The organism is Pseudomonas sp. CCNWLW23 (assembly GCF_037095675.1).
Taxonomy (GTDB): domain Bacteria; phylum Pseudomonadota; class Gammaproteobacteria; order Pseudomonadales; family Pseudomonadaceae; genus Aquipseudomonas; species Aquipseudomonas atacamensis.
Map to the genome: position 1 here is coordinate 154512 of NZ_JBAWKM010000013.1, position 13372 is coordinate 167883.

Sequence of the window (13372 nt, forward strand, 5' to 3'; positions counted from 1 at the left end):
TTTGTGGCGTGGCTGATGGCCCTTTCGCGAGCAGGCTCGCTCCCACCGTTAAAATGCGTTCCCCCTGTGGGAGCGAGCCTGCTCGCGAAGAGGCCCGCACCTTCACCGCAACCTGTCAGTCGTTCGTCAGCTTGCCGGTACGAAACGGCACCCGCCCCGCCACTTTCGCCTGCCAGATCCCCGGCTCGGTATAGCGCCCGCGATCAATCGCGAACAGCACCCCGCTGGTGCCGGCGCGCACGGTGGTCACGCGATCCTGCAACGGGTCAACGACCTCGAACAGCGCATCGCCCTGCTCTACCCACTCGCCGGCATTGCGCAAGAAACTGACCACGCCGTGGTGCGGGGCGAACAGGTATTCGGTGCCTTCGAACGGCAGACCTTCACAACATTCGCTCGGCGCCGCCGGCCATTCGCCGCTGATGAAACCCTGCTCGGCGAGAAAACCGAGGATCGCTTCGCAATTGGCCTGAGCCTGATCGACGCGGGTGTCGCCCATACTGCCCAGCTCCAGCGTCGTCGCCAGATTCGCCGCCGGAATCGCCGCGTTCGGGAACGCTTTGGCCAGACGCAGCCACGGCGTCGAGCACGACTCATCGAACGAGCTGCCGCCGGAGTCCTCGCAGAGCAATGCCACACCCGCCTTCAGCCGCGCCGCCAGCGATTGCCATTGCGGCCAGTGTTGCGGCAGCGCGTAGAGGTGAATCGCAGCGTCGAAGTCGCAATGCAGATCGAGGGTGATGTCGGCGTCGCAGGCGTGGCGCAGCAACAAGCGGTGCAAGGCTTCCAGTTGCGAGGCCGGCGCCGGCAATTCTTCGAAGACCTGAGCCATGGCCTGGCGGATCAGGGCGACGTTGGCCTCGGCATCCGCGCCCAGACGCTCGCCCACCAGCGCTGCGACCGGGGCGCTGAGTTCGACGAATGCGCGGTTGAAATTCTTGCCGCTGCCCAATTCGAAGCGGCCCATGTGATTGCCTTGCAAATGCTGATCCAGGCCGATCGGATTGGCCACCGGCACCAGTTCGATAACGCCCTGCAAACGGCCCTGCCGTTCCAGTTCGTTCAAGCGCAGCTTGAGTTCCCACGCGGTGCGCATGCCCGGCAGTTCATCGGCGTGCAGGCTGGCCTGGATATACACCTTGCGGCTGCCGGCGCCGTAGCGAAAAACGCTGAGGGAGCGCTCGCTGCCCAAGTGGCTCCAGGGCAGAACGTGGTCGATGCGTTGCATGGAAAACTCCTTAATAGCTGGGTTATGCAAATCCCTGTGGGAGCGAGCCTGCTCGCGAATGCGTCAGGTCAGACGATGACGATGTCGAATGTCAGACCGCTTTCGCGAGCAGGCTCGCTCCCACAGAGAATTTCCATCAATAAAAGAACATAAAAAAAGTGGCCACCGCGCAAACGGGGCCACTTTTTTTTCACGGCGTATTAATGGCCGTATACGTCAAAGTCGAAGTACTTGTCCTGGACTTTCTTGTACTCGCCATTGGCGCGGATTTCGGTGATGGCTTTGTTGAATTGCTCAGCCAGTGCGGTATCGCCCTTGCGCACGGCAATGCCAGCGCCGCCGCCGAAGTACTTGGCGTCTTCGTAGGTCGGACCGACGAATTCGAAGCCTTTGCCGGCGTCGGTTTTCAGGAAACCGTCGCTGAGGTTGACCGAGTCGGCCAGCATCGCGTCGATACGCCCGGACACCATGTCGAGGTTGGCTTCCTGCTGCGAGCCGTAGCGCACCAGTTCGATCCCGGCCGGAACCAGCACTTCGGTCGCGTAACGGTCGTGAGTACTGGCGCGCAGCACGCCGACTTTCTTGCCCTTGAGTTCGGTCAGCGGGTCTTTCACGCCCGAGCCTTCCTTCATCACGAAACGTGCCGGGGTGTGGTAGTACTTGATGGTGAAATCGACGTTTTTCTTGCGATCGTCAGTGATGGTCATCGACGACAGGATCGCGTCGATCTTCTTCACTTTCAGCGCCGGGATCAGGCCATCGAACTCTTGCTCGACCCACGTGCATTTAACCTTCATCTGCGCGCACAGTGCGTCACCGATGTCCACGTCAAAACCAGTGAGTTTGCCGTCAGGGGTTTTCATCGAGAATGGCGGGTACCCGGCTTCGATACCGATGCGGATCGGCTTGGCGTCTTCGGCCACGGCGGTCAGGGACAACATCGACAGTGCCAGGGCACCGAACATCACTAGCTTTTTCATTTATTACTCCCGTGCGGAGGCTTTTATTGGCAGCTTTCGAGTCAGCGTTCGGTCATGGCGTTCTAACGGCAAAAACCGACGTGGCCGGCAGTCTATGGCGGCGCGCACGGAGGCAATTGTTTTTAAGCGACAATTACTTACAGAACATCGGCGCACGCATTGACGAGGGTAAACGCGTGCGCCGTGGTGGTGCGAAGGCTGTAGGACACTGCCCTTTTCAGGTCAGAAATATGCGTTTTTTTGTTCGGGACTCGCTATGTCCTGACACGAGATGCGGAGCGTCCATGGCGGCGAGATCGAAGCGTCAGCAGGCGCAGCTGATCGCGGTATTGGCTGCTGAAACCGCGTTCAATTCGAAACCCTCATCGAGCCATCCGGTGACACCGCCGATCATCTCCTTGACCGGATAGCCCAATGCCGCCAGCTTCACCGCCGCCTTGTTCGCGCCGTTGCAATGCGGCCCGGCGCAATAGACCACGAACAAAGTGTGTTTCGGGTAATCGGCCAAGCGCTCCGCCGTGAGCAAGCGGGTCGGGATATTGATCGCGCCGGGCACATGGCCGCGCTCGAACGCCAATGGGCCGCGCACATCCACCAGAACAAAATCGACCTCCCCGGCCTCTTGGCTACTGAACACGTCGGAACAATCGGTTTCGAAGGTCAGACGATTGCTGAAATGCATCAGGGCAATCGCCGAAGGGGCGGCGGGAATTTCGCGAACCAGGCTGGTCATGCTGTGTTGCTCCTTTGTCTGTGGGGGATGAACAGACTTTATCGAGACGGCGCTTGCCGCTACAGTGGCGCGCAAGACACCGACCGGGAGATTTCCGCCAAATGCCCACTCAGCCCAATCTGGTTGCCATTCTGGCCTACGACGGCCTCTGCACATTCGAGTTCGGCATTGCCGTCGAGATCTTCGGCCTGGCCCGGCCAGAGTTCGATTTCCCTTGGTACGAACACGCGATAGCGGCAGTCGATCAAGGCCCGATGCGCGCCATGGGCGGGATTCAGGTGCTGGCCGATGGTGGCCTGGAACTGCTCGCCGCAGCGCGCACCATCGTCATTCCGGGCTGGCGCGACCGCAACGCCCCGGTACCGCCTGCGCTGATCGACGCGTTGCGTCAGGCCCATGACCGAGGCGCGCGGTTGGTGTCGATCTGCTCGGGCGTGTTCGTGCTCGCCGCCAGCGGCCTGCTCGACGGCCACCGCGCCACCACGCACTGGCGCTACACAGGTGAACTGGCGCAACGCTTCCCGGCGATCGAGGTCGATCCGGACGTGCTCTACGTCGACGCCGGTCAACTGATCACCTCCGCCGGCAGCGCCGCCGGCATCGACGCCTGCCTGCACCTGGTAACCCGCGACTTCGGCACGCAGGTCGCCAACGCCGTCGCGCGGCGATTGGTCATGTCGCCACAACGCACCGGCGGCCAGGCCCAATTCATCCCCACCCCGGTCAGCCCGACACCCCGCAGCGACCTGTCGCGCATCATGCAATGGGCCCGCGAACGCCTGCACGAACCACTGGAAGTCCGCGATCTGGCCAGTGAAGCGGCGATGAGCGAGCGCACCTTTCTACGGCGTTTCACCGAAGCCAGCGGGCAAACGCCCAAGGCCTGGCTGCAACATGAACGCCTGGCGCGAGCGCGGGAGCTGCTCGAGAGCACCCATCAACACACCGAGCAGATCGCCCAGCGCTGCGGCTATCGCTCGGTGGAGAGTTTTCGTGTGGCGTTTCGCAGCGTGGTGGGCGTACCGCCGTCGGTTTATCGGGAGCGGTTTGGGCGGTAGGGTAAGGCGATGATGGCTTGATGCAGCGCTGGTCGACATGCAGTTTACTGGCAAACGCCGTCAACTCTGTGGGAGCGAGCCTGCTCGCGAAGGGGCGGCAGGCACACGTCTCGTCAATCCGTTAACAGCCAAAAAGGACACAGCTGCGCCAATGAAACTCACCTACCAAAACCCGTCAATAGATCATGATGAATCCGTACGATTACTGGCCAGCGGCGCTCAGGAGAATGTCATTTGCGCACTGATTTCCATTGGCTTGAATGAACCCGATGGCAGTTGGGCAGAGGAAATCTGCGCCAAGTATCTCTCCAGCGAAACCGAAGCGATCGCTGCCTCTGCCATCACCGCCCTGGGCCATATCGCGCGTCGACATGGAAGACTGAATACCGAAACCGTTTTGCCGGCGCTCGAAAACGTAAAGCGTCGGATGCCCTCGTTGCAGGGCGTCATTGAGGACACGATTGACGATATAGAGATGTTCACCTGAGCATCCGAAGTTGCAAGCGTCTGGATGAGGGTTGCTTCATCCAGACGCACGTCAGACCTCAATCCTCCCGCGTCAAAACCTCCAGCAACTCAATCTCAAACAGCAGATTCGAATTCGGCGGGATCTTGCCCATGGTCCGCTCGCCGTAGCCCAGATGCGCCGGTACCAGCAATTTGCGTTTGCCGCCGACCTGCATGCCCATCAGCCCCTGATCCCAGCCTTTGATCACCCGGCCAGTGCCAATCACGCACTGAAACGGTTTGCCCCGGCTCCAGGACGAATCGAATTCACTGCCGTCTTCCAGCCAGCCGGTGTATTGGGTGGTGATCAGCGCGCCTTTCACCGCGGCTTTGCCGTCGCCCGGTTGCAGGTCGATGATTTGCAGTTCGTCTGTCATGTCGTTGGCTCTTGAGGTGTTCGCAGGCGGCGTTTTTCGCAGAATCCGGCGTCGATGGCAATCCATGGAACCGAAAACACGCCTTGCCGCTCACATGTGTATCGACATCGTATGACGACAAGGATGCTTAGATGACCGACTCTCGATTGCTGCGCAGTTTCATCCCGCCCTACATTCTCAACCGCATCATTGCCCACGGTTCCGAGCCGCAGCGCAACGCCGCGATGCAGACGCTCAATCATGTGCGCAGCCTGCTGCCCAACCCCGGCCGTCCTTCGCAGCCGCCGGCGCGGGCGATTCTGCCGGAGGCGAGCAAGCCTGGCCTGGCACGGCGCAGCGTGCATGATGCGCAGAACAAAATGCTCTTACCGGGCATGCCGGTGCGTCTCGAGGGCCAGCCGGCATCGGGGGATCCGGCAGTCGACGAGGCTTACGATGCGCTGGGCGCCAGCTATGATTTCTTCTGGAAGGTGCTCGGTCGCGACTCGATCGACAATCAGGGATTCGCGCTGATCGGCAGCGTGCATTATGGCCAGGGCTACGAGAACGCATTCTGGAACGGCGCGCAGATGGTCTTCGGTGACGGGGATGGCGAAATCTTCCAGCGCTTCACCCGCTCGCTCGACGTCATCGGCCATGAATTGGCCCACGGCGTCACCGAAAGCGAAGCCGGGCTGATTTATGCCAACCAGTCCGGCGCGCTGAACGAGTCGCTCTCGGATGTATTCGGCGTGTTGACCAAGCAATACACCCTTGGCCAAACCGCCGAGCAGGCAGACTGGTTGATCGGCGCCGACCTGCTGATGCCACAGATCCAGGGCAAGGGCCTGCGCTCGATGTCGCACCCCGGCACGGCATACGACGACCCGATGCTGGGCAAGGATCCGCAACCGGATCACATGCGCAAGTTCGTCATCACCAGCGAAGACAATGGCGGCGTACACATCAACTCCGGCATTCCCAACCGCGCGTTTTACCTGGCAGCCCGAGCGTTTGGCGGCTTCGCCTGGGAAAAAGCCGGACGCATCTGGTACGACACACTGTGCGACGACCATTTGAAACAGGACGCAACGTTCGACGCGTTCGCAAAACTGACGATCAACCACGCCGGCGAGCGCTTCGGCGCCGAAGCAGCCGACGCAGTGCAGCAAGCCTGGGCACAGGTCGGTATCGAATAATCCGAGGAGACCGTATGAAAACGCTACCCGAGCTGGATAAAGATTCCGTTTTGCGCGTATCTCGCCAGGGTGGCGTTGCAGCGATTCACAGCCTGAGCCGCCCACGGGAAATCGAATTTGCCCAGTGCGACATCAATCAGCGTTCCAGGATCTGCTCGGTGCTTGAGGGTTGCCTGCCACTCGATAGCAGCGAATCGGGACGTGGGGATCAGCGCTTCTACCAGATTGAAGTGCGCTATCAGTCCGGGGAAATGGTGTTGAAGGTACCGGAGGACCGGGCGCCTGGGGAATTAGTGAGTCTGTGGGACAAGGGAGAGCTTGTGTAAACGCTCTCCCCCGCGATCAAGCTATTTCTCGACCGGCTGCATCTCGACAATCGTGCCGTTGGTGATCATCACCATCACGTACTTGTCATTGATCTGTACCCACTGCGCCTGGTCGATCGGCGCTTTCAGACCTTTGGCTTTCCAGTTCTTCAAAGCCTTGTCGTCGCGCTGGTACATTTCCGGCGCGCGGTCGTTGACCTTCAGCTGGCGATCGCTGGTGGGCGATTGCACGGCGGGTTCGCTGGAGGTTTGCGCCGCTTGAACAATGGGCGTGATCCCGGCAATGCCCGCAACAAGGGCCAGGCTGGCGATTAGGGTTTTGCTGTTCATCGGTGAACCTCTTTCAGATGAGTAGTACCTGAACTCCGACTGCGTGGCGCGGGAAACATTCCTTGTTTTTTGCCGGAGGTGGCCGTAAGAGGCCTTGTCCATCAGACCGCCATCGCTGGCAACTCGAATCGTCGCACCGCAGCTCCCACAGGGTTGGTGTTACACCACAGTTTTTGACCTGAGCTCCACTCCCACAAGTCTTGGCGGACGCTGATTCTCTGATCACCACCGATCCCCTGTGGGAGCGAGCCTGCTCGCGAATACGCCGGCACATCCGCCATCGTTGCCATCTGACGGAAAGCCTTCGCGAGCCGGCCCGCTCCCACAAATGCGCCAAGCACTGAAGCCATTGATCCGCCCCACGCATCAATCCATGCCAACAATGCAATTAACAGATTGTTACATCTGCGCCACCATCCACCTCAATAAAAACCGTGCGCCGCTTCTCCGTAGCGCACGTCATAAAAGCGGTGGAGTACTTTTCAATGACAGCCTCAATCCCTACCAACGGCTCGCGGGCCGGTGCCATCTTCCGGGTGACCTCGGGCAACTTCCTCGAACAGTTCGACTTCTTTCTGTTCGGCTTCTACGCCACGCAGATCGCGGCGGTGTTCTTCCCGGCGAGCAGCGAGTTCGCCTCCCTGATGATGACTTTCGCAGTATTCGGCGCAGGCTTCCTGATGCGTCCGCTCGGCGCCATCGTGCTCGGCGCCTACATCGATGACGTCGGCCGGCGCAAAGGTCTGATCGTCACCCTGTCGATCATGGCCAGCGGCACGATATTGATTGTGCTGGTGCCCGGATACGAAACCATAGGCCTGTTCGCCCCGGCGCTGGTACTGATCGGGCGATTGCTGCAAGGCTTCTCGGCCGGCGCGGAACTCGGTGGTGTCTCGGTGTATCTGTCCGAAATCGCTACGCCGGGCCGCAAAGGGTTTTTCACCGCTTGGCAGTCGGCCAGCCAGCAAGTGGCGATCATCGTTGCTGCCGCGCTGGGCTACGGTCTGAACCAGTGGATGGAACCGCAAGCCGTAGCCGCCTGGGGCTGGCGCATTCCGTTTTTCGTCGGCTGCATGATCGTCCCGTTCATCTTCTTCCTGCGTCGTAATCTGGCGGAAACCGAAGAGTTCGCCGCGCGTAAACATCGCCCGAGCATGCGCGAAGTATTCCGCACCCTCGGCCAGAACTGGGGCGTAGTGCTCGGCGGAATGCTGATGGTCGCGCTGACCACCACCGCGTTCTACCTGATCACCGTGTACGCGCCGACCTTCGGTAAAACCGTGCTGCACCTGAGCACTTCCGACGCGCTGCTGGTGACGCTGCTGGTGGGTGTGTCGAACTTCTTCTGGCTGCCGATTGGCGGCGCGTTGTCCGACCGTATCGGTCGTCGCCCAGTGCTGATAGGCATGGCCCTGCTGGCGCTGGCCACGACTTATCCAGCGCTGTCGTTCCTGGTGCAGGCGCCGAGCTTCACCAACATGCTGCTGTCGCTGCTGTGGTTGTCCTTCATTTACGGCTTGTACAACGGCGCGATGATTCCGGCGCTGACCGAAATCATGCCGGTGGAAGTGCGCGTCGCCGGTTTCTCCCTGGCCTACAGCCTGGCCACGGCGATCTTCGGCGGTTTCACCCCGGCGATGTCGACCTTCCTGATCCAGTACACCGGCGACAAAGCCGCGCCAGGTTACTGGATGAGCATCGGTGCCCTGTGCGCGCTGTGCGCCACGCTTTATCTGTACCGCCGTGCCGGTGGTCGTCTGCAACCTGTCGCGGCCTGAGGAAAACTCGCCATGAAAAAACTTTTTACTGTCACCGCCCTGCTCGCCGGTCTCGCCTTCAACGTCGCGGCCCAGGCCGAAGAACTCAGCGTGATGACCTCCGGTGGTTTCACTGCCGCCTACAAGATCCTCGGGCCGAAATTCGCCGCCGCCACCGGTAACACCCTGACCACCAGCCTCGGCCCGTCGATGGGCAAGGCGCCGGAAGCGATTCCCAATCGTCTGGCACGCGGTGAGCACGCCGACGTGGTGATCATGGTCGGTTACGCCCTCGATGAGCTGATCAAACAAGGCAAGGTCGACCCGGCCTCCCGCGTTGAACTGGCGGATTCGCGTATCGGCATGGTGGTGCGTGAAGGCGCGGCGAAACCGGACATCAGCAGCGTCGATGGCCTGAAGAAAACCCTGCTTGATGCGCAGTCGGTGGCCTACTCCGACAGCGCCAGCGGCGTGTACATCGAGCAGCAGCTGTTCAAGAAACTCGGCATCGAAGATCAGTTGAAACCGAAAGCCAAGATGATCGCCAGGATCCCGGTCGGCTCGGTGGTTGCCACTGGCGACTATCAGCTGGGCTTCCAGCAGGTCAGCGAGTTGCTGCCGGTGCCGGGCGTGAGCTTCGTCGCGAAGATTCCGGAATCGGTGCAGTCGGTGACGCGTTTTGCCGCTGGCATTCCGGTCAAGGCCGAGCATCCAGAAGAGGCCAAAGCCCTGCTCGCCTACCTCGCTGCACCGGCCGCTCAGGCTGACGTGCAGGCCACCGGGCTGGATTCGGTCAAGCGTTGATCATTGGCGGCTGGACGCGCATTTCCACGACCAGCCGCTCCAGTTCCAGTGCCGCCGGGGTCAACGTGCGATCCCGGCGCTTGATGATGCCGACACTGCGCATCACCTGCGGCTCAATCAGTGGCACCCGCGTCAGGATCGGATGATCCGGCCCGGGCATCGCCATCAACGGCACCGCTGCCACGCCCAGCCCCGCCTCCACCAAGCCGATCATCGTCGTCACATGCCGCGTCTCGCAGATGCTCTGACGCTGCGGCACCACCCCGCCCAAGGCCTGATCGAGCAGAAAGCGATTGCCCGAGGTCTTGTCCAGCGCGATGTAATCCTGCTGATAGAACTCGTCCCAACTGACGCTGCTGCGCCCGGCCAGCGGATGATCGCGACGACAGGCAACAACGTAGCACTCCTGCACAAGCGGTTCGAACTCGACTTTGGCATCCTGCGTGCCGAGAAAACTCAGACCGAAATCCGCCTCGCCATTGACCACCGCACTCAACACATCGTGGGCGCTGGAATCGAGGACTTTGACCTTGATCCGTGGAAACTGCTGGTGATAGCGCGCGACCACGCGGGGCATGAAGTAGTACGCCGCCGACGGCACGCAGGCGACGGTGACATGGCCCAGTCGGGTCGAGGCGACTTCGCTGATGCCGAGCAAGGCAATGTCGAGGTCATCCAGCAAGCGCTCGACGCTGGGCATGAAGCCGCGCCCGGCCTGGGTCAGGCTGACCTTGCGCGTGGTGCGCTCGAACAGTTTCACGCCGAGGGCGTCTTCGAGCTTTTCGATGCGCCGGCTGAGCGCCGGTTGCGACAGGCGCACGGTGTCGGCAGCCTTGCGAAAACTGCCCTGCTCGACCACCGCGCGAAAGGCTTGCAGGTCGTTGAGGTCGAAGTTGATGGCCATGGCGTTTCCGGAAATTGATGCGCAGGGGTTATAAATGTAACCAGTTGATGCAAATTATTACAGACCTGATGAAAGCTGCCCTTGTGGGAGCGAGCCTGCTCGCGAATGCGGAGCATTAGTCAATGCATAGGTGACTGACCCAGCGCATTCGCGAGCAGGCTCGCTCCCACATTGGATCTCGAATGGTCTGGAGACCGCGTAACCCTTATCCTTGTCGCCCCGCCGTACCCGCAGTCAGGAGTCGTTCCAATGCCCCATGAAGGCAATCTGTTGCAAGCCGCTGTCGTGTTTCTGTTCGCGGCAGTGCTCACCGTGCCTTTGGCCAAACGTCTGCAACTGGGCGCGGTGCTCGGTTATCTGTTTGCCGGGGTGATCATCGGCCCGTCGGTGCTCGGCCTGATCGGCAATCCGCAAAGCGTTGCGCATATCTCCGAGCTGGGCGTGGTGTTGCTGCTGTTCATCATCGGCCTGGAGCTGTCGCCGCGCCGCTTGTGGGTGATGCGCAAATCGGTGTTCGGCGTCGGTCTGGCGCAGGTGCTGTTGACCGCATCGGTGATCGGCGTGCTGGCGCTGTCGGTGTTCGGCCAGCCGCTGAACAGCGCCATTGTGCTGGGCCTCGGTCTGGCGCTCTCCTCCACGGCGTTCGGCCTGCAAAGCCTCGCCGAACGCAAGGAACTGACCAGCCCCCACGGGCGCCTGGCGTTTGCGATTCTGCTGTTCCAGGACATCGCCGCGATTCCGCTGATTGCCTTGGTGCCGATGCTCGCCGGCGTCGATCACCACACCAGCACCGCCGACGATATTCGTCACAGCTTGCAGGTGCTCGGCGGCATTGCCGTGGTGGTGATCGGCGGGCGGTATCTGCTGCGTCCGGTGTTCCGCGTGGTGGCGAAAACCGGGCTGCCGGAAGTGTCCACCGCCACCGCGTTGCTGGTGGTGATCGGCACGGCGTGGCTGATGGATCTGGTCGGCGTGTCGATGGCGTTGGGTGCGTTTCTCGCTGGTCTGCTGCTGGCGGATTCGGAATACCGGCATGAGCTGGAAGCGCAGATCGAACCGTTCAAGGGCCTGCTGCTCGGGCTGTTTTTCATCAGCGTCGGCATGGGCGCCAATCTCAGCCTGTTGTTGAGCGCGCCGATCACTGTATTGGGCCTGACTCTGCTGCTGATCGGTCTGAAATTACCGCTGCTGTTCGTCGTCGGACGTCTGGCAGGAGGATTGAACAAGATCAGCGCAATCCGCCTCGGCATCGTCCTCGCTGCCGGCGGTGAGTTCGCGTTTGTGGTGTTCAAGATCGGCCGCGATCAGGGCCTGTTCGAACCGCGTCTGTACGACCTGCTGGTGCTGACCATCACCCTGTCGATGGCGCTGACGCCGTTGTTGCTGTTGATCTGCGCGCGTCTGGTCAGCCCGAAAGTGCAGCCGGTGGAAGTGCCGGAGAAATTCCGCGAAATCGACACCGAAGCACCGCGCGTGGTGATTGCCGGCATGGGCCGGATGGGCCAGATCGTGGCGCGGATTCTGCGCGCGCAGAACATCAAGTTCGTTGCGCTGGACACCTCGGTGGAAACCATCGAACTGTCGCGCAGCTTCGGCGGTGTGCCGGTGTTCTATGGCGACCCGATGCGCCCGGAAATCCTTCACGCGGCGAAGGTTGGCGAGGCGGAATATTTCGTCATTGCCACGGACGATCCGGAGACCAACATCAAGACTGCCGAAGTGGTGCACAAGCACTATCCGCACATGAAAATCATCGCCCGCGCGCGTAACCGTCAGCACGTGCATCGCCTGGTGGATGTCGGCGCGGAAGCGATTCGTGAGACCTATTATTCGAGCCTGGAAATGAGCCGGCGCACGCTGGTCGGCCTCGGTCTGACCCAAGCCCAGGCCGAGGCGCGGATCAAGCGTTTCAAGCATCACGACGAACAGGTGCTGGAGGCGCAACACGCCGTCTACGACGACGCCGCCAAAGTCCTGCAGACCGCCCAGGAAGCCCGGGCGGAACTGGCCAAATTGTTTGAATCGGATCAGCTCGAAGAGGAAGCCCGCAAATTCTGATCGTGCCTTTCGCAGATCCAACTGTGGGAGCGAGCCTGCTCGCGAAAGCGTCGTGTCAGTTTGATTGTTCCCACGCTCCGCGTGGTAACACAGCCCGGGACGCTCCGCGTTCCACTTCCCGAGCTGGAACGCGGAGCGTCCCTTGAGGCATTCCCACGCAGAGCGTGGGAACGATCATGTGGGAGAGAATCAGGCCAGTTCCAGCGCGGGTGCTGGCTCGACGGCTGTGACTGCAAACCGATCCGCCAGAAACGGCGTGATATCCAGCGGCAGCGGCTCGTCATTCACCAGTTTATCCAGCAGCACACCGGTAATCGCCGACGTCAGAATGCCGGTGCGGAAGTGCCCGCAAGCATTCAGATAACCCTCCACCCCACGCATCGGCCCGAGGATCGGCAACTCATCCGGCGACCCAGGACGCAGTCCCGCCCAGGTGCGCTTGAGGTTGACGTCCACAAGCTTCGGCAGACAGCGCACCGCGCCCTGCACCAGCCCGGCGATTTCCGGGTAGGTGGTGGTGACGTCGAAGCCTTTGTCCTCGGTGGTGCTGCCGATAAGGATTTCGCCGTTGTCCTTCTGCGCCACGTAGCAATCGCTGGTAGTCAGGCAGCCGTTGAGGATTTTCGGCATGCGCTCGGTCAGCAGGATCTGCCCTTTCACCGGTTTCACCGGAATGCGGCTACCCGTCGCCCACTCGCTCAAATCCGCCGCCCAGGCACCGGCGGCGTTGATCAGCGTCTTGCAGTGAAACACGCCCGCTTCTGCCGTCTGCACGCCGGTCACACGAGTGCCGTGATGCAACACGCCGGTGACGTTGGTGTTGACGAAGATGTCGACGCCGTTCTGCCGCGCGCCTTCCATGTAGGCATCGGCGAGGCGGAACGGACTGACCTGATGATCGCAGAGAAACTCCAGCGCCCCGCGCGCCTCATGGCTGACACTCGGTTCGGCCGCGCGCAACGCCGCTTGATCGAGCCAGCGCACCTGATCGGCCAGATGCGGAATGCAGCCGACGATGTGCTCGGCGTAGAGCCGATCTTCGTCGTCATAGATCACGAATTTCAATCCGGTCTTTTCGAACTTGCAATCCATGCCGTGGTTGTCTTTCAGCTCGCGATGCAGCGCCGGGTAC

At 61.2% G+C, this 13372-nt stretch carries 14 protein-coding genes; 7 read left to right on the forward strand and 7 right to left on the reverse strand.

Annotated features, from left to right (window positions below):
- Positions 1-115 precede the first annotated feature (115 nt).
- From V8J63_RS17705 to V8J63_RS17715, 3 genes are all read right to left on the reverse strand, one after another.
- The gene (locus V8J63_RS17705) at positions 116-1228 is read right to left on the reverse strand and encodes a succinylglutamate desuccinylase/aspartoacylase family protein (protein ID WP_073471250.1); all 1113 of its coding nucleotides are present in this window, start codon (positions 1226-1228) and stop codon (positions 116-118) included.
- Between the two features lie 200 nt (positions 1229-1428).
- Positions 1429-2208, reverse strand: coding sequence for an ABC transporter substrate-binding protein (locus tag V8J63_RS17710; RefSeq protein WP_024013359.1), 780 nt, complete (start codon positions 2206-2208; stop codon positions 1429-1431).
- Between the two features lie 304 nt (positions 2209-2512).
- Positions 2513-2941, reverse strand: a complete 429-nt coding sequence (locus V8J63_RS17715; protein WP_130888711.1) for a rhodanese-like domain-containing protein — start codon at positions 2939-2941, stop codon at positions 2513-2515.
- A 101-nt stretch (positions 2942-3042) separates the two neighbouring features.
- Here V8J63_RS17715 and ftrA point away from each other — a divergent pair, with 101 nt between their 5' ends.
- Entirely contained in the window at positions 3043-3999 is a 957-nt protein-coding gene (ftrA, locus tag V8J63_RS17720) for a transcriptional regulator FtrA (protein ID WP_336464419.1), read from the forward strand.
- A gap of 151 nt (positions 4000-4150) precedes the next feature.
- Positions 4151-4486 (forward strand): hypothetical protein, encoded by a 336-nt coding sequence (locus V8J63_RS17725; protein ID WP_130888709.1) that lies wholly within the window; start codon positions 4151-4153, stop codon positions 4484-4486.
- 58 nt (positions 4487-4544) lie between these two features.
- Here V8J63_RS17725 and V8J63_RS17730 read toward each other — a convergent pair whose 3' ends face one another.
- Positions 4545-4883 (reverse strand): FKBP-type peptidyl-prolyl cis-trans isomerase, encoded by a 339-nt coding sequence (locus V8J63_RS17730; RefSeq protein WP_336464420.1) that lies wholly within the window; start codon positions 4881-4883, stop codon positions 4545-4547.
- A gap of 131 nt (positions 4884-5014) precedes the next feature.
- Here V8J63_RS17730 and V8J63_RS17735 point away from each other — a divergent pair, with 131 nt between their 5' ends.
- Positions 5015-6061 carry a M4 family metallopeptidase gene (locus V8J63_RS17735; RefSeq protein WP_130927321.1) on the forward strand — a complete coding sequence of 349 codons (1047 nt, stop codon included), beginning with the start codon at positions 5015-5017 and terminating at the stop codon, positions 6059-6061.
- Positions 6062-6075: 14 nt separating this feature from the next.
- Positions 6076-6387, forward strand: coding sequence for a protealysin inhibitor emfourin (locus V8J63_RS17740; protein ID WP_130888707.1), 312 nt, complete (start codon positions 6076-6078; stop codon positions 6385-6387).
- A 21-nt stretch (positions 6388-6408) separates the two neighbouring features.
- Here V8J63_RS17740 and V8J63_RS17745 read toward each other — a convergent pair whose 3' ends face one another.
- On the reverse strand, positions 6409-6717 hold the full coding sequence (locus V8J63_RS17745; RefSeq protein WP_130901745.1) for an RcnB family protein: 309 nt from the start codon (positions 6715-6717) through the stop codon (positions 6409-6411).
- A 485-nt stretch (positions 6718-7202) separates the two neighbouring features.
- Between V8J63_RS17745 and V8J63_RS17750 the strand changes: the two genes are divergently transcribed.
- The gene (locus V8J63_RS17750) at positions 7203-8495 is read left to right on the forward strand and encodes an MFS transporter (protein WP_016775219.1); all 1293 of its coding nucleotides are present in this window, start codon (positions 7203-7205) and stop codon (positions 8493-8495) included.
- 12 nt (positions 8496-8507) lie between these two features.
- Positions 8508-9278 (forward strand): substrate-binding domain-containing protein, encoded by a 771-nt coding sequence (locus V8J63_RS17755; RefSeq protein WP_122703829.1) that lies wholly within the window; start codon positions 8508-8510, stop codon positions 9276-9278.
- Here V8J63_RS17755 and V8J63_RS17760 read toward each other — a convergent pair.
- Entirely contained in the window at positions 9268-10182 is a 915-nt protein-coding gene (locus tag V8J63_RS17760) for a LysR family transcriptional regulator (protein ID WP_024013369.1), read from the reverse strand. The two genes, V8J63_RS17755 and V8J63_RS17760, sit on opposite strands and share 11 nt — an antisense overlap.
- Positions 10183-10431: 249 nt before the next feature.
- On the opposite strand from V8J63_RS17760, the gene V8J63_RS17765 reads away from it, so the two are divergent.
- Complete coding sequence (locus V8J63_RS17765; RefSeq protein ID WP_336464421.1) at positions 10432-12240, forward strand: monovalent cation:proton antiporter-2 (CPA2) family protein; 1809 nt, start codon at positions 10432-10434, stop codon at positions 12238-12240.
- 189 nt (positions 12241-12429) lie between these two features.
- Here the strand turns inward: V8J63_RS17765 and hcnC are convergent.
- The coding region (gene hcnC, locus V8J63_RS17770) for a cyanide-forming glycine dehydrogenase subunit HcnC (protein ID WP_336464422.1) at positions 12430-13372 on the reverse strand (943 nt) is incomplete at its 5' end.